The 16402-nt window shown below is 66.6% G+C and carries 15 protein-coding genes; 7 read left to right on the plus strand and 8 right to left on the minus strand.

Annotated elements, in window-relative coordinates; translation table 11 throughout:
* Positions 1-415 precede the first annotated feature (415 nt).
* Entirely contained in the window at positions 416-1042 is a 627-nt protein-coding gene (locus ACSQ22_RS13910; RefSeq protein ID WP_436130656.1) for an ANTAR domain-containing response regulator, read from the minus strand.
* Positions 1043-1247: 205 nt separating this feature from the next.
* On the opposite strand from ACSQ22_RS13910, the gene ACSQ22_RS13915 reads away from it, so the two are divergent.
* Together ACSQ22_RS13915 and tsaD are read left to right on the plus strand one after the other, a co-directional pair.
* A complete protein-coding gene (locus ACSQ22_RS13915) occupies positions 1248-2414 on the plus strand; it encodes a branched-chain amino acid ABC transporter substrate-binding protein (RefSeq protein WP_121419415.1) in 1167 nt (388 codons plus the stop codon).
* A gap of 110 nt (positions 2415-2524) precedes the next feature.
* Complete coding sequence (tsaD, locus tag ACSQ22_RS13920; protein ID WP_228900132.1) at positions 2525-3565, plus strand: tRNA (adenosine(37)-N6)-threonylcarbamoyltransferase complex transferase subunit TsaD; 1041 nt, start codon at positions 2525-2527, stop codon at positions 3563-3565.
* 65 nt (positions 3566-3630) lie between these two features.
* Here tsaD and ACSQ22_RS13925 read toward each other — a convergent pair whose 3' ends face one another.
* The 6 genes from ACSQ22_RS13925 to ACSQ22_RS13950 are packed head-to-tail and all read right to left on the minus strand — an operon-like array spanning position 3631 to position 9620.
* Positions 3631-5082 (minus strand): aldehyde dehydrogenase, encoded by a 1452-nt coding sequence (locus ACSQ22_RS13925; protein ID WP_436130657.1) that lies wholly within the window; start codon positions 5080-5082, stop codon positions 3631-3633.
* Positions 5083-5129: 47 nt separating this feature from the next.
* On the minus strand, positions 5130-5840 hold the full coding sequence (locus tag ACSQ22_RS13930; protein WP_436130658.1) for an ABC transporter ATP-binding protein: 711 nt from the start codon (positions 5838-5840) through the stop codon (positions 5130-5132).
* Complete coding sequence (locus tag ACSQ22_RS13935) at positions 5837-6607, minus strand: ABC transporter ATP-binding protein (protein WP_436130659.1); 771 nt, start codon at positions 6605-6607, stop codon at positions 5837-5839. Before ACSQ22_RS13935 ends, ACSQ22_RS13930 begins: the two co-directional genes overlap by 4 nt.
* On the minus strand, positions 6600-7532 hold the full coding sequence (locus tag ACSQ22_RS13940; protein ID WP_436130660.1) for a branched-chain amino acid ABC transporter permease: 933 nt from the start codon (positions 7530-7532) through the stop codon (positions 6600-6602). The genes ACSQ22_RS13935 and ACSQ22_RS13940 overlap by 8 nt, the downstream gene beginning before the upstream one ends.
* Positions 7529-8407, minus strand: a complete 879-nt coding sequence (locus ACSQ22_RS13945; RefSeq protein WP_108498983.1) for a branched-chain amino acid ABC transporter permease — start codon at positions 8405-8407, stop codon at positions 7529-7531. Before ACSQ22_RS13945 ends, ACSQ22_RS13940 begins: the two co-directional genes overlap by 4 nt.
* 4 nt (positions 8408-8411) lie before the next feature.
* Complete coding sequence (locus ACSQ22_RS13950) at positions 8412-9620, minus strand: amino acid ABC transporter substrate-binding protein (RefSeq protein WP_436130661.1); 1209 nt, start codon at positions 9618-9620, stop codon at positions 8412-8414.
* A gap of 219 nt (positions 9621-9839) precedes the next feature.
* On the opposite strand from ACSQ22_RS13950, the gene ACSQ22_RS13955 reads away from it, so the two are divergent.
* The 5 genes from ACSQ22_RS13955 (at position 9840) to ACSQ22_RS13975 (ending at position 15925) form a co-directional block, all read left to right on the plus strand.
* Positions 9840-10835 (plus strand): helix-turn-helix domain-containing protein, encoded by a 996-nt coding sequence (locus tag ACSQ22_RS13955; RefSeq protein ID WP_431152357.1) that lies wholly within the window; start codon positions 9840-9842, stop codon positions 10833-10835.
* A 296-nt stretch (positions 10836-11131) separates the two neighbouring features.
* Complete coding sequence (locus ACSQ22_RS13960; RefSeq protein WP_436130677.1) at positions 11132-12490, plus strand: efflux transporter outer membrane subunit; 1359 nt, start codon at positions 11132-11134, stop codon at positions 12488-12490.
* 68 nt (positions 12491-12558) lie between these two features.
* The gene (locus ACSQ22_RS13965; RefSeq protein WP_436130662.1) at positions 12559-13947 is read left to right on the plus strand and encodes an efflux RND transporter periplasmic adaptor subunit; all 1389 of its coding nucleotides are present in this window, start codon (positions 12559-12561) and stop codon (positions 13945-13947) included.
* Positions 13944-14720, plus strand: a complete 777-nt coding sequence (locus tag ACSQ22_RS13970) for an ABC transporter ATP-binding protein (RefSeq protein ID WP_436130663.1) — start codon at positions 13944-13946, stop codon at positions 14718-14720. Before ACSQ22_RS13965 ends, ACSQ22_RS13970 begins: the two co-directional genes overlap by 4 nt.
* The gene (locus ACSQ22_RS13975) at positions 14720-15925 is read left to right on the plus strand and encodes an ABC transporter permease (RefSeq protein WP_436130664.1); all 1206 of its coding nucleotides are present in this window, start codon (positions 14720-14722) and stop codon (positions 15923-15925) included. The genes ACSQ22_RS13970 and ACSQ22_RS13975 overlap by 1 nt, the downstream gene beginning before the upstream one ends.
* 83 nt (positions 15926-16008) lie before the next feature.
* Here ACSQ22_RS13975 and ACSQ22_RS13980 read toward each other — a convergent pair whose 3' ends face one another.
* A complete protein-coding gene (locus ACSQ22_RS13980; protein WP_431152361.1) occupies positions 16009-16401 on the minus strand; it encodes an Hsp20/alpha crystallin family protein in 393 nt (130 codons plus the stop codon).
* Position 16402 lies beyond the last annotated feature (1 nt).

Here is a 16402-nt window from a genome sequence, read left to right on the forward strand (position 1 = left end):
TCCATGGCAAAGCCCATTGGGGGGCCTTGTGTCAGCACCGGCCCGCCATTGGGTCAGTGCTGTCAGTGGTGGGACCGTCTTTGGTCTTGCCAGGGTTAATGCAAGCAGCGTGCCAGCCTGTTTTCGCCAGTTTGGCGCCACAATTACTATGCTTTTGATAGCTGCCTAGGCATGCTGGAAAGGCGCAAACGGCCTTTTTTGGCCTGCAATGGTCAGGGTTGGTGCATGCGCGCTGGCTGCACTGCGTTTGTGCGGCGCACCATCTGGGAGAAGCTGGTTGAGCTGGGCTTGGCCTAGGCGAGGGATGCCAAGCAAGGGCCGCCCCGCAGCGAGGGCATCGTCCCTCCTTCCCGAATGGCGCAGCGATTCGAGAGAAGGGGGAAGGCGCGCAGCGCCTCAGGGGGATGTCACCTGCCTACCCCAGCAGATCCATCACATCGAGCATGCGCTGGGCCACGTCCACGAGCTTGAGGCCCTTGTCCATGGCGGTCTTGCGCAGTTTCTCGTACGCGGCCTGTTCGCTCAGGCCCTGGCGCTGCATGAGCAGGCCCTTGGCGCGGTCGATGGTCTTGCGGTCCTTGAGTTCGGTCCTGGCGTCGGCCAGCTCGGCGCGCAGCGCCTGTTCGTGCTGGAAGCGCGCCATGGCCACGTCCAGAATGGGGCGGATGCGCTGGGGCGCCAGGCCCGCCACGATGTAGGCCGACACGCCCGCCGCCACCGCGTCCTTCACGTGCGAGGTGTCCTCGTCGTTGGTGAACATCACGATGGGGCGCCGCTCGTCGCGCGTGGCCATCACCACATGTTCGAGCGCGTCGCGCGCCTCGCTTTCGGCGTCCACGATGATGAGGTCGGGCTGCAGCTGGGCGATGCGCTCGCTCAGGAAGACATCGGCAGGCAGGGTGGCCACCAGGTTGAAGTTGTTCTCCAGCAACCCAATGCGCAGCGCCCGCGACCGTTCCGCCTGAAGTACGGCGTGTTCGTCGGCGGGGTCGGCGACTGCCAGATCCGGGGCAACCACCACGATGCGCAGAGACTCGTTCATACCCAGGAGCATAAGCAATTTTTACGCCACAAAATGGTGCATCGAAGCGGTGCGTTCCGGGGCTGCAGGCTGGCAGCAGGTTGTGACAGCTTCCAAGGCCTGAAACTTGCTAATAGTTTGTCGATGGGCAGGGCATACCCGATAGCAGCTACCCGGTCGCATCGCATATACATCTGGTCACATTGACCCATTCAAGAGGATTTGCATGAACAAGCACATTGACCGGCGGCGTATCTCTGCCGGCTTGGCCCTGACCACCGTGGCGGTATCCGCGCTGCTGGTGCTGACAGGCTGCAGCAAGGTGCCCGACACCATCAAGATCGGCGTGGCCCAGCCCCTCTCCGGCCCCTTGGGCGCGCTGGGGCAGGATTTGCTCAACGGCGTCAACCTGGCCGTGGCAGAACTGAACAAGGGCGGCTACACCGTGGACGGCAAGCGTGTGACGCTGGAGGTGGTGTCGGTGGACGACAAGGCCGACGCCGCCACCGGCAAGACCGTGGCGCAGCAGCTGGTGGACTCAGGTGTGGTTGCGGTGATCGGGCACCTGAATTCGGGGGTGAGCATTGAGACGGCTCCGATTTACGCCGCCAAGGACATCGCCCAGATCGCCATCTCCACCAACCCCAAGTTCACGCAACTCGGCTTCCCAACCACCTTCCGCATGGTGGCCAATGACACCTTGCAGGCACGCGCTATCGGCTCGTTTGCCGCCACACAGCTGGGTGCCGCCCGCTACGCCGCGCTGGACGATGGCACGCCTTACGGCAAAGGCCTGGCCGACGGGGCTGCCGAGCAGCTCAAGGCTGAAAAGAAGGAAGTGGTGGTGCGCAAGTCGTTTGACGACAAGACGGTGGCTTTCGACGAACTGGCTGGCGAGCTGAAGGCCGCCAAGGTCGAGGTCATCGTGTCCACCCTCAACGACTTTCAGGCCCTGGCTCTGCTCGAAGCCCTGCGCAAGGTGGACCACACCAAGGTCAGCCTGCTGGGCGGGGACACCATCAAGACCACCGACATGACCAAGGCCATGGGCATGGTCGAAGGCGTCTACGCCACATCGCCCGTACTGGAAGCCAAGGAGTTCACCACCGGCAAGCCCTTCCTCGAAAAGTACATCGAGGCCTACAAGAAGCCCCCGGCCTATGGCGGCCACTACAGCTACGACAGCACCTATGTGCTGTCAGCCGCCATCCAGAAGGCCAAGTCGGCAGATCCGAAAGCGATCACCAAGGCCATGCACAGCATCAACGGCTATGCGCCCGTGATCGGCACCATGACCTGGGACGACAAGGGCGAACAGCGCTACGGCGCCGTGGGCGTGTATGAACTGCGCAGCGGAAGCTGGGAACTGCGCATGCGTTCGGACCGCTGGTAAGCAAGCCGCCGCGTCGGCAAGCGCCATCCATCCGCACAACCCCTGCTGGCGACTGCCAGCAGGGGTTTTTGCATCCGACCCTGAACGGGGCCGGGTTTTACACTCGGGGCATGAGCTTGCTGATCCTCGGTATTGAATCTTCGTGCGACGAAACGGGCGTGGCATTGGTCCGTTCCACGGGCAATGCTGTGCCCACGTTGCTGTCGCACGCGCTGCACAGCCAGATTGAGATGCACCAGGCCTACGGTGGCGTGGTGCCCGAGCTGGCCAGCCGTGACCACATCCGCCGCGTGTTGCCGTTGGCCACGCAGGTGCTGACCGAGTCCGGCCAGTCGCTGGCCGATGTGGACGTGGTGGCCTACACCCGCGGGCCGGGCCTGGCCGGTGCGCTACTGGTGGGGGCGGGCGTGGCGTGCGCGTTGGGCGCTGCACTGGACAAGCCGGTGCTGGGTGTGCACCACCTGGAGGGGCACCTGCTGTCGCCCTTCCTCAGCGCCGACCCGCCTGAATTCCCTTTTGTGGCCCTGTTGGTGTCGGGCGGCCACACCCAGCTGATGCGTGTGGACGGCGTGGGCCGCTACGAGATCCTGGGCGAGACCATTGACGATGCGGCTGGCGAGGCGTTCGACAAGTCGGCCAAGCTCATGGGCCTGGGCTACCCGGGTGGGCCAGCGCTCTCGCGCCTGGCTGAGCAGGGCGATGCCGCAGCCTTCAAGCTGCCGCGCCCGCTGTTGCACAGTGGCAACCTCGATTTCTCTTTTGCCGGGCTCAAGACGGCGGTGCTCACGCAGGCCAAGAAGTTGGGCGATGAGCTGGAGGCACGCAAGGCCGACCTGGCGGCGAGCACCGAGGCTGCGATTGTCGAAGTGCTGGTGAAGAAGACGCTGGCTGCGCTCAAGCAGACCGGTCTGAAGCGCGTGGTGGTCGCCGGTGGCGTAGGGGCCAACCGGCACCTGCGTGCGCAACTCAATGCGGCCTGCGCCGCGGCCAAGGTGCGCGTGCACTACCCTGAGCTGCACCTGTGCACCGACAACGGCGCCATGATTGCCATGGCGGCGGCCATGCGGCTGCAGGCAGGGCAGCAGCAGGCCAACACCGACTACGCCTTTGACGTGAAGCCGCGCTGGCCGCTGGATGCGATCACGGTTTGATTATCTGAATAAAAAAGGCCGCTACCGCCTGTCCAGCAAGCGTTAGCAGCTATCTTTTTTGATTTTCAAAAGGGGTAGTGGCGGGGTGTCGTCTGCACCGTGATCCAGCGCAACTCGGTGAACTCGCGCACGCCCGCCATGCCGCCAAAGCGGCCGTAACCCGAACTTTTCACGCCACCAAACGGCATCTGCCCTTCGTCGTGCACCGTGGGGCCGTTGATGTGGCAGATGCCCGACTCGATGCGCGCGGCCACGTTCCAGGCCTTGGCCACATCGCGGCTGAAAACGGCGGAGGACAGGCCGAACTCGTTGTCGTTGGCGCAGGCAATGGCTTCCTCGACGCCGTTCACGCGCACCACGGGCTTGACGGGGCCGAACGATTCTTCGCGGTAGATGTCCATCTCGGCCGTCACGTGGTCGAGCACCGTGGCCTGCATCAGCGTGCTGTCGCTCTTGCCACCGCAGACCAGCGTGGCGCCCTTGGCCAGCGCGTCGTCGATCAGGGCGTTGCAGCGCTGCACCGTGGTCATGTCCACCACCGAGCCCAGCACCACCGGGCCCTTGCGCGGGTCGCCCAGGGGCAGAGCCTTGGCGCGCTCGCCCAGCTTGGCCACGAACTCGTCTGCCACCGCGTTGTCCACAATGATGCGTTCGGTGGACATGCAGATCTGGCCCGAGTTGGCGAATGCGCCGAACACGGTGCCTGCGACGGCAGCATCGATGTCCGCATCGTCCAGCACCAGCAGGGGGGCCTTGCCGCCCAGCTCCAGCACCACGGGCTTGAGGTACTTGGCGCAGGTCTGCGCAATGATGCGGCCCACCTTGGTGGAGCCGGTGAAGTTGATGCGGCGCACTGCCGGGTGGGCCACGATGGCTTCGACCACGGCACCAGCGTCGGCGGGCGCGTTGGTCACAAAGTTCACCACCCCGGCAGGCAAACCGGCTTCCTGCAGGGCTTCGATGATGAGGCCGTGGGTGGCAGGGCACAGTTCCGACCCTTTCAGGATCACCGTGTTGCCGCAGGCCAGCGGGGTGGCGATGGCGCGCACGCCCAGGATGACGGGTGCGTTCCACGGTGCAATGCCCAGCACCACGCCCGCCGCCTGGCGCACGCCCATGGCAAGGCTGCCGGGCACGTCGGAGGGGATCACCTCGCCCGCAATCTGTGTGGTGAGTGCGGCGGCTTCTTGCAGCAGGCCAGCGGCCAGGTGCACGTTGAATCCTGCCCACATGCCGGAGGCGCCGGTCTCTGCGGCCATGGCCACCGCAAAGTCGGCCGTGCGGGCCTCCAGCGCATGTGCTGCCTTGAGCAGCAGCGCGCGGCGCGCGTTGGGGCCCAGGGCCGACCAGGCCGGGAAGGCCTTGGCGGCTGCGTCGGCAGCGGCCTTGGCGTCGGCCACGCTGGCAGCGGGTGCCGTGGTGGCGACCGATCCGTCCAGCGGGTTGCGACGCTCAAACGTGGCGCCGCCGATGGCTTGCACGCGCTTGCCGTTGATCAACATGGCAATGGCAGTCATGGATGAAAGCTCCTAAAAAGAACAGATGAAAAAAGGGGGGAAGGTATTCAGGTCACGCCCAGATAGGCTTGGCGCACCACGTCGGACTGCAGCAGGGTTGATGCTTCGCCCGAGGCCGCGATGCGCCCGCGTTCCAGCACATAGCCGCGCTGTGCAATCTGCAGCGCCTTGCGCACGTTCTGCTCCACCATGAGCACGGTGACGCCCTGTGCGGCAATGCGCTGCACGATGGCGAGCAGCTCATCGACCATGCGCGGCGCCAGGCCCAGCGAGGGCTCGTCCAGCATCAACAGGCGCGGGCCGCTCATCATGGCGCGGGCCACGGCTACCATCTGCTGCTCGCCGCCGCTCATAGTGCCTGCGAGCTGCGTGGCGCGCTCCTTGAGGCGGGGAAAGTCTTCAAACGCTTGATGCAACCGCTCGGCGCGCACGCGTGACGGCACCAGCCAGCCGCCCAGTTCCAGGTTCTCGGTCACCGTCATCTGCGGGAAAAGCTGGCGGCCTTCTGCCACCAGCGCAAGACCGCGTTGCACGCATGCCGTGGCATTCATTGCGGGCACGGCCTGGCCGTCGAGTTGCACGGTGCCCTGGCGCGGCAGCAGGCCTGCCAGCGCCTTGAGCAGCGTGGTCTTGCCTGCGCCGTTGGGGCCGACGATGACGGTGATGCCGGGCGCGGCTTCCAGTGCCAGGTCTTGCAGCACCTGAAAGCCGTGGTAGCCCGTGGTCAGGTTCTGCACGGTGAGGTGTGCTCCGGTCATGCCGTGGCTCCTTGTTCCGCGTGTTCTGCGCTGTGGGTCATTTCGTCACCCAGATAGGCCTCGATCACCTGCGGGTCGCGCACCACCTCGGCGGGCGTGCCGTCGGCAATCTTGCGGCCCTGGTGCAGCACCAGCACGCGCTCCACATACTTGAGCAGCGTGGTCACCGCATGCTCGATCCACACCACGGTCAGGCCCCAGTCATCGCGCAGGCGGCGGATGCGCTGGGCCATGGCGTCCACCTCGGCCTCTGTCAGGCCCGCAGCCACCTCGTCGAGCAACAACAGGCGCGGGCGTGTGCCCAGGGCCATGCCGATCTCCAGCAGGCGCTGCTGCGAAGGCGTCACATCGGCGGCAGGGCGGTCGGCCAGGTGCGCCAGGCCCAGCATGGCCAGGATCTCGCCTTCGCTGCGCAGGCCTTCGGGCCCCTGGCGGTGGCGGCCCGCGAACTGCATGCCAAAGCGTACGTTGTCGCGCACCGTCATGTCGGGGAACACGCGCGGCGTCTGGAAGGTGCGCGCAATGCCATGGGCCGCATAGTGGTGCGGGCCCTTGCCGGTGAGGTTGTCGGTGCCGCTCACCAGCGTGCCGGATGTGGGCGGCTGCACGCCCGAGATGGCGTTGAAGAACGTGGTCTTGCCCGCACCGTTGGGGCCGATGATGCCGATCAGCTCGCCCTTGTGCAGCGTGGCGCTCACGCCATCCACGGCAGTCAGGCCGCCAAAGCGCACGGTCACGCTGTCAATGGTCAAAAGTGCTTCAGCCATGGTGCGCTCCCTCAGCAGGCTTGCGCCGTTGCCACAGCGTGGCCAGGCCATTGGGCAAGTACATCACGCACAGAATCAGCAGCAGGCCCAGCACCATCATGTAGCCGTAGGGCAGCTGGAGGCGCAGGGTTTCTGCCAGCAGGCTGAACACGATGGCCGCCAGGATGGGGCCGCCGATGCTGGTGGCACCGCCAATCAGCGCGATCAACACCGTCTGGAAACCGATGAAGGGGCTGAACACGGCTGCGGGCTCGATGTAGGTCCAGCGCACGGCCATGGCCGCGCCCACGGCGCCTGCAAAGGCGGCGGTGATGCCAAAGCCCGCGATCTTGGCCAGGCGCGTGTCCACGCCCAGCGTCTGGGCGCGCTGCTCGTCGGCGCCGATGCCTGCCAGTGCGAGGCCAAACCGGCTGCGCTGGATGGCAATCGCGGTGGCAATGGCCGCCGCCGCGATCAGCAGCACCGTGAGGTACACCGTCTCGTTGCTGGGCACCACCGTGAGCACGCGGCCCACGGTGCCCGACACCTGTTTTTCGACAAAGGTCACCGCGTGGCGGATCAGCTCGGTCATGCCGAAGGTGAGCACTGCAAAGTAGGTGCCGCGCAGGTGCAGCACGGCAGCCCCCATCACCACGGCCACGATGGTGGCGATCAGTGCGCCGCTCAGAATCACCAGCGGCCAGGGCAGCACGTCCAGCAGCGTGGCGCTGGTGTACGCACCAATGCCGAAGAAGGCCGACGTGGCCAGCGACAGGTAGCGGGTGGCGCCGCAGAACAGCGACCAGCTGGTGGCCAGCGCGATGTACATCAGGCAGCTGAGCAGCACCGAGGTGGCGAACTCGGACACCAGCCAGGGCAGGGTGGCGACCACCGCCACCCCCGCTGCCAAGGCCAGCCAAGGCTTGTTGGAATGAAGGGAAGTCATTTTTTGGAGAACAGTCCGTTGGGGCGCCAGATCAGCACGCCGATGAACACTGCATAGCTCAGCAGCATCTTGAGAGACGGGCTGCTGAAGTGCATGCCCAGCGCCTCGACCACGCCCAGCAGCAGGCCACCGGCCAGACTGCCCGCCAGGCTGCCAAAGCCGCCCAGCGTGATGACGATCAGTGCCGTCACGGTGTAGGGCTCGCCCATCGACGGAGAAATCTCGTACGTCATCGAGAGCAGCGCACCCGCCACGCCCGACAGGCCCAGTCCAATGCCAAACATCATGGGATGCAGGCGCCGCGTGTTGATGCCCACCAGCTGCGCGCCCGTGGGCGACTGCATCAGCGCCCGCACGGCCTTGCCCAGCAGCGTGAGCTTGAGCAGCGCGATCAGCGCGGCCGACAGCGCCAGCGCCACGCCGAACAGCACCAGCTTGTTCTCGGTGAAGCGCATACCCGCGATCTGCACCGGGTCGGCCAGGTATTCATAGCCACGCAGATCGCCGCCCCAGATCAGGAGCGCGGTGTTCTGCACCAGGAACATGAGGCCAAAGCCCACCATCAGGCTGCGCGCCTCGAAAACGTCCACATTGGGTGCGCGGGCGGCCAGGCGCTTGAAGCACAGCGCATGCACCACCACGCCCAGCGCAAACAGCGCGATGAAAGCCAGCGGCATCAGCAGCAGTGGCGAGATGCCCCACAGGGTGTGCGCGGACCAGGTGAGGAATGCGCCCAGCATCAGGAACTCGCCATGCGAGATGTTCATGATGCGCATCAGCCCGTACTGCAGGTTCAGGCCCATGGCCACCAGCGCATAGATGCCGCCGGTAATGAGGCCACTGGCGACCAGTTCGGCCCAGGAAGTCAGAGACACTTTGTTATTTCCAGGCTGGTTTCGCGGTGTTCAACTGCGCCGTGGCGCGGTCCTTGGGCCACACGACTTCGAAGTCGTTTCCCTGCCACTGGCTCACCGTGCCGGGGATTGACGCGTTCTCGCTGCCCTGGAAGCGGATGCCGCCCAGGATGGTCTTGAACTCGTTCTTGGCGATCTGCTCGCGCAGCGCCTTGCGGTCCAGGCCCGCCTTCTCCACGGCCTGCTGCAGGATCTGCAGGCCTGCCCAGGCATGGCCGCTGGCCCAGCGATCGGGCTCCTTGTTGAACTTCTTCACGTGCGCGTCGAAGTAGGCCTTGGCCTCGGGGCTGGTCTTCACGCTCCACGAGCCCATGCCGATCACGCCTTCGGTGTTGGCCTGCATTACGTTCTTGTACAGCTGGAAGGCCGTGCCGACCGAAGCGTAGAAGAACTTGGGGTTCAGGCCCACCTCGCGCGCCTGGCGGCTGGCCAGGATGGTGTCGGGCGGGTACGTGATGCCGATGAAGGCGTCGGGGTTCTGGTCCTTGATGCCGCGCAGCACGGGCGCCAGGTCCTTCACGCCCAGCGGGTAGCTCTTGCGCTCCAGCACCTGGATGCTGGTCTTCTTGAGGGCGTTGTTCAGCGCGGCAAAGTTCTCCAGGCCAAACAGGTCGTCCATGTAGACGATGGCAATGGTCTTGACGTTGTTGGCCACCAGCATGTCCACCAGCGCACCCATCATCTTGTCGGGCTGCTGCAGCAGCGAGAAGAAATAGGGCAGGTTCATGTCGATCAGCTTGCGCGACAGCGCCGTGGGTGCCAGCAGCGGGTAGCCAAAGCGGTTGGCCAGCGGCGCGATGGCGAAGTTGGCGCCCGAACCCCAGGGCGGCAGGATCAGGTCCACCTTGTCGCTGCCCATCAGCTTTTCGTAGGTGCGCACGCAGGTTTCGGTTTCGCTGCGGTCGTCGTAGCCAATGAGTTCGATGGGGCGCTTGGTGCCTTTCACGCTCAGGCCGCCCGCCGCGTTCACCTGCTCGGCCCACAGCAGGTAGTTGGGCTCTTGGCTCACCTGGGCACCGGCCGCCCAGGGGCCGGTGCGGGCAATGGCATAACCGATGCGCACGGGTGCCGCGCTGCTGCCTTGGGCCCACAGTTGCGGGGCCACGGCCAGGGTGCCGACCGTGGCGGCGGCCCCTTTGATCCACTGGCGCTTGGAGGGTTGGTGTGCTGTCATTGTGTGTCTCCTCGGATGGGGCCTGCGTGGTGCACGCCGTGCCGGGAATCGTAGGCAGACGCGCTCATGCGCGCTGCGCTCAGCGTGCACAAAACGCTTGCCTCAGCGTGCAGGCGGCAGCGGGTTTACCCGGATTTCCCTCGGTGGCACGGGGTAACGGGGCGTCCGATAATTCAGCTGCATAACCATCAGGCTTGCGCAACCCGCACTGGAGACACCATGGCCCATCCCCTGACCGAGGTATCCACCGACGCAGTGCCTGCGCGCGACCGCCTGCACCTGTGGGGCGATGCGGTGTGGCGCCTGATTGGCGGGCTGGAGTCCGACGCGTTTGGTGACGATGCCTTTGCTGGCCACATCACCTCGGGCCAGGCGGGCTATGTGAACCTGTGCCAGCTGGACGTGAGCCGCCACCGCGTGGTGCGCACCCCCAGCCTCATTCGGGGCAGCGACCGGGCCTACATCAAGGTGGTGGCGCAGCTGGAGGGGCGCGCGTGCTTCGAGCAGAACGGTCGCCAGGTATGGTTGTCGCCGGGTGAGTGGAGCGTGTACGACACCACACGCGCCTATGCCGTGAGCAACCCCGAGGCCGTTCGCCAGATGGTGCTGATGATCCCCAAGGAACAACTGCCCGAGCGCAAGCTCAAGCTCGATGACCTGATGGTGCAGCGGTTTTCGGGCACCAGCGGCGTGTCGCGGCTGGCCTGGGACACCATGCGTGCCGCCTTCGCCGAGCTGCCCACCATGTCCGACGCCGCCGCCGATGGCGTGGCCGATGTGATCACGCACCTGGTGCAGCTGTCGCTGCTGGAGCGCAACGGGCAGCAAAGCCTGCTGTCGCAGCGTGAGGCCCTGCGTGACCGCATCAGCCAGTACATCGACCGCCACCTGGGCGACCCCGACCTCACCATCGACCGCATGGCCCAGGCTCTCAACTGCAGCAAGCGGCACCTGTACAACGCGGTGGCCGATGACGAGGAAACCCTGGCCGCCATGATCCAGCGCCGCCGCCTGGAGGCCTGTCTGCGCGACCTGCGCCACCCGGCGCATGCGCAGCGCTCGGTCACTGACATTGCGCTGTCCTGGGGCTTTAGCAACAGCGCGCATTTCAGCCGCGCGTTCCGCTCGCATGTGGGGTGCAGCCCCAGCGAATACCGGGCCCGCGCATTGGCGCCGGTGGTGCTGTTGCGGGACGAATCGCGGCTCGCGCACTGAGCGGCACCCCGGCACCTTGCGTGTGGGGCCGTCTGCGCGGCAAAGCACGCTCACCCGTTCTACGCATGCGTATGCATCGACATGCAGTGGCGTGAGCTTTGCCTTGCATCAATTCTTTACGCGGGATTGACCCAGTGGGTACGTTGTTGGCGCAATCGCTGCTCACAATGGGGTTTTCCCCTGCGTAGCCATTGCCCATGCGTTTTCTCCCACTGGCCTCTCCCGGCACACCCACTGCCCGCGCAGCGCAACCTTTGCGTGCTGTGCCGTGGAGGCAAACGGCCTTGTTTTTGTGCGTGCTAGCTACCGCCGGGTGTGCCAGCCTGGCACCCACGGATCGCGCATTGCCCGCAGTGGCCGTTCCCCCGGCCTGGTCTGCGGGGGGCAGTGGCACAGCGCAAGGGGCTACGGCGACATCCCTGGCCCAGTGGTGGCAGCGGTTTGACGATGCGGTGCTTACCTCGCTGGTCGAGCAAGCCTTGCGCGCCAACAGCAGCGTGCGCACCGCCCAGGCCGCGCTGCAGCAGGCGCGTGCGCAGGTGGATGTGCAGTCGGCCGGCCTGCTGCCCAGCGTGGGTGCATCGGCTTCGGCGCAGCGCAGCCGGGCCAGCAACAGCACGGGCAACACCTTCCAGGCCGGTTTTGATGCGAGCTGGGAGCCCGATGTGTTTGGCCGCGTGCGCAGCGGTGTGAACGCCAGCGAGGCCGATGCCCGTGCGGCCGAGGCCAGCCTGGCTAACGTTCAGGTGTCGCTGGCGGCCGAGGTGGCCGTCAACTACATCGAGCTGCGCGGGCTGCAGCAGCGCCTGGCCATTGCGCGCAGCAACCTGGCCAGCCAGCAGGAGACGCTGCAGATCACCCAGTGGCGCCTGCAGGCCGGGCTCACTACCTCGCTCGTCACCGAGCAGGCCCGTGCAGCGGCCGAGCAGACCGCCGCGCAGATTCCCAGCCTGGAAGCCAGCCTGGCGCAGTCGCGCTACAGCTTGGCCGTGCTGACAGGCCAGGTGCCCGGCGCGCTCGACGCTACCCTGGCCGCCAGTGCCCCCGTGCCTCAGCCGACCGCAGAGCTCGCCTTGGCGATCCCTGCCGAGACCTTGCGCCAGCGGCCCGATGTGCGTGCGGCCGAGCAGCGCATTGCTGCCGCCCTGGCGCGCGTGTCGCAGGCCGATGCGGCGCGCTACCCCAGCTTCTCCCTCGGTGGCTCGCTGGGCCTGCGTGCCCTCACGCTGGGCGCGTTGTCGGGGGGCAGTGCGGTAACCAGCGCCTTGCTGGGCAGCGTGTCCATCCCGCTGCTGGATGGCGGCGCCGCCCGCGCCCAGGTGCGCGTGCAGTCTGCCGCGCTGGAGCAGGCCCGCGTAGCCTACGAAGCCACCGTGCTCACGGCCCTGCAGGATGTGGAGAACGCGCTGGTGGCCTTGCGTGGCGACCGGGAAAAGCTGGAGCGACTGACGGCCGCCGCCGACGCCGCCCGCAACGCCGCCCTGCTGGCGCAGCAGCGCTACAGCAGTGGTCTCATCGACTTTCAGTCGGTGCTGGAGACTCAGCGCACGCTGCTGTCCACCCAAGAGAGCGTGGCCACCACCACGGCTGCGGTCGCGGCAGACCATGTGCGCCTCTACAAGGCGCTGGGCGGCGGCTGGGCGGTAGCCGAATGAACAGCTGACAAGCCCTTCCACACGCCCACTCCATTGCCTGCCAGCCCCCATTTTCTAATTCACGTCCCATGCCAAATTCCGACACTTCAGCTTCCTCTGCACCCGCCAAATCCGCCCCTGCCGACCTGAGCGCCTTGCTGGGTGCCGACCGGCCCTGCCGCTGGTGGCAGCGCACTACCGTGTGGCTGGGGGTGGCCGCGCTCGTGGTGGTGGGCGGCGGCTTGTATGCCTGGCAGTCGCGCCAGAGTGCCAGCACGGCACCCACCTATGTCACCGAAGAGCTGCGCCGGGGCAATCTCACACTCACCGTGTCGGCCAATGGCACGCTGCAGCCCACGCGCTCGGTCACCATTGGCAGCGAGCTGTCGGGCACCGTGCGCAACGTGCTGGTGGACGTGAACGACAAGGTCAAGAAGGGACAGCTGCTGGTGGAGCTGGACACCGCCAAGCTCGAATCGCAGGTGCTGCGCTCGCGGGCCTCGCTGGCGTCGGCGCAGGCCCGCCTGGCCCAGGCCGTGGCCACCACCAAGGAGGCCATTGCCAACTTTGGCCGGCTCGAAGAAGTGGCCCGCCTGTCCGGCGGCAAGGTACCCTCGGCCTCCGAGCTGGACGCAGGCCGCGCCACGCTGGACCGCGCCCGCGCCGATGAAACCAGCGCCCGCGCCACGGTGGAGGACGCCCGTGCGGCGCTGTCCACCGACGAGACCAACCTGTCCAAGGCCTCCATCCGCTCGCCCATCGACGGCGTGGTGCTGACCCGCACGGTGGAGCCCGGCAACGCCGTGGCCGCTTCGCTGCAGGCCGTAACGCTGTTCACCGTGGCCGAAGACCTCACGCGGCTGCGGCTGGATGTGAGCGTGGACGAGGCCGACGTGGGCTCGGTCAAGGTGGGTCAGGACGCGAGCTTCACGGTCAGCGCCTATCCCTCGCGCCGCTACCCGGCCCAGGTCACGCGCGTGTCGTTTGGCTCCACCAAGACGGACAACGTGGTCACCTACATCACTTGGCTGGAGGTGAACAACAGCGACATGAGCCTGCGCCCCGGCATGACGGCGGCGGCCACCATCACTTCCACTGAACGAAAGGATGTGCTGCTGGTGCCCAACACGGCGCTGCGCTTCACGCCCGCTCAGGCCGCAGGGGCCGAGGCGAAGCCCGGGGCGGGTGGCGCCAAGCCCGGCGCGTCGGGCAGCGGCAGTGGTGGCGGCATCATGTCGCAGCTCATGCCGCGCATGCCACGGTCTGGCTCGGGCCCACGCAAACCGGGTGCGGGGGGCGAGGCGGGCGATGGCGCGGGCAAGACGCGGCAGGTGTGGGTGCTGCAGGAAGGTGCCGCCAAGCCCATCGATGTGCAGGTGGGCATCAGCGATGGCCGCCATACCGAGGTCACAGGCGACGGCCTCACGCCCGGCATGGCCGTGATCACCGACCAGCGCGCGGCAGGGGCCAAGCCATGAGCGTGGCGGGCGACACCCCCATCATCCGCCTGCGTGGCGTGACCAAGGTCTATGGCGAAGGGGCGCTGGCCTTTCAGGCGCTCAAGGGCGTGGACTTGGACATTGCGCAAGGAGACTTTGTGGCCATCATGGGCCCCAGCGGCTCGGGCAAGTCCACGGCCATGAACACGCTGGGCTGCCTGGACCGGCCCACCACGGGCGAATACCTGTTCAAGGGCGTGCATGTGGAGTCGCTCTCGCGCGACGAGCGGGCACGGCTGCGGCGGCGCTACTTTGGCTTTGTGTTCCAGGGCTTCAACCTGCTGGCGCGCACCTCGGCGCAAGAGAATGTGGAGCTGCCCCTGCTGTACCGGGGCGAGTCGGCCACCGCGCGCCACGCTGCGGCCGCACGTGCGCTGGAGGCCGTTGGCCTCAAGGGCTGGGAGCACCACACGCCCGCCGAGCTGTCGGGCGGGCAGCAGCAGCGCGTGGCCATTGCGCGCGCCATCGTCACCGAGCCCGATGTGCTGCTGGCCGACGAGCCCACCGGCAACCTCGACACCCAGCGCAGCTACGAGATCATGGAACTGCTGTGGCGCCTGAACGCCGACCACGGCATCACCGTGCTGATGGTCACGCACGAGCCCGACATGGCGCAGTACGCACGGCGCATCGTGCGGTTTGTGGATGGCGTGGTGGATAGTGACGCGCCCAACCCGCACCCCAAGGGCCTGGACGCTGATGCTGTATCGAACGTATCGAATGTGGTCACTGCGGATTCAGGAGGCCACTGATGTTGCTCAACACCCTGCTGCTGGCGCTGCGCTCCATCCGGCGCAACCTGATGCGCTCTTTCCTCACCATCCTGGGCATCGTGATCGGCGTGAGCGCGGTGATCACCATGGTCACGCTGGGCAATGGCGCCACGCTGGCCATCCAGAACCAGATCTCGGGCCTGGGCACCAACCTGCTGCAGGTGCGCCCCGGCCAACGCATGGGGCCCGGCGGCGGCACGGGCGCCCCGGCCTTCAAGGACACCGATGCCGACATGATCGCGCAGCAGATCGGCGGCATCCTGGCCGTGGCGCCCGAGGCGCGCGCCGCCGCCACCGCCGTGGTGGGCGGGCGCAACTGGACGACCAGCGTGATCGGCAGCACCAACGCCTGGCTGGAGACCGGCAATTGGACGGTGCGCACTGGCCGCGTCTTTACCGACGCTGAATTGCGCGCGGGTGCCGCCGTCTGCCTGATCGGTGAGACCGTGCGGCGCGAGCTGTTTGGCACCGCCGATGCCGTGGGCGGCCAGCTGCGCGTGAAGGCGTTTTCGTGCGAGGTGGTGGGCGTGCTGGCGTCCAAAGGGCAGGGTGCGTTTGGCAACGACCAGGACGACACCGTGCTGGTGCCTCTGCGCACGCTGCAGCGCCGCGTGACCGGCAACACGCGGGTGCAAACCCTGCTGGTGTCGATGAAGGACGGCAGCGACCCCGAGCGCGTGAAGGCCAGCCTCACCCAACTGTTGCGCGAGCTGCGCAAGCTGTCGGACTCGGACGAAGACAACTTCAACGTGCTCGACACCAAGCAGCTGGCCGACACGCTCTCGGGCACCACCAAGGTGCTGACCACGCTGCTGGGTGCCGTGGCCGCCGTGAGCCTGCTGGTGGGCGGCATCGGCATCATGAATATCATGCTGGTGAGCGTGACCGAGCGCACGCGCGAGATTGGCCTGCGCCTGGCCATTGGCGCGCTGGAGCGCGAGGTGCTGCTGCAGTTCCTGATCGAGGCCGTGGTACTGGCCGCGCTGGGCGGTCTCATCGGCATCGTGCTGGCCACGGGCGCGTCGCTCGCGCTGTCAGGGCTGATGGGGGTGCCCTACCTGTTCAACCCCGGGGTGAATTTGCTGTCGTTTCTTTTCTCTGCGGGCATTGGCGTGGTGTTTGGCTACTTCCCGGCACGGCGCGCTGCCCGCATGGACCCCATCGATGCGCTACGGCATGAGTAATGCATCCGGTCTGGAAAGAGAATTTGAATGAAAAACGCCCGTGCCGCTTATGGTACGGGCGTTTTTAGCTATTAATTCAATAGTTAGTGGATCGTCAGCGTGGTGGCCTTGCTGGCAGGCTCCACCTTGGCCAGAGTCAGCGTCAGTACGCCGTTTTCCAGCTTGGCGCTGCTGTGGGCGGCGTCGATGTCGGCGGCCAGCTCCCAGGCGCGCTGCACCTTGCGGGGGGCTCCTTCCACACTTTGCAGGCGCACCACGTTGCCTTCAATGCTGATCTGCAACTGCTCGCGGGCCAGGCCGGGCACATCCAGCTGCAAGGTGGTCGCTTTGTCGTCCTGCGTGACAGTGCAGCCTGCTGCAGAACGTGCGGCAGCGGGGTCAGCCAGCGTGCCCATCAGAAAACGCTGCAGTGCCTGGTCGGCGGAACGGGGTGCTTGGGCGTAGGCGGCGCGGCGGATCACGGGGGCGAAGATCATG

Origin of the sequence: Acidovorax sp. LjRoot38, from assembly GCF_964252975.1 — a bacterium.
Lineage (GTDB): Bacteria > Pseudomonadota > Gammaproteobacteria > Burkholderiales > Burkholderiaceae_C > Acidovorax > Acidovorax facilis.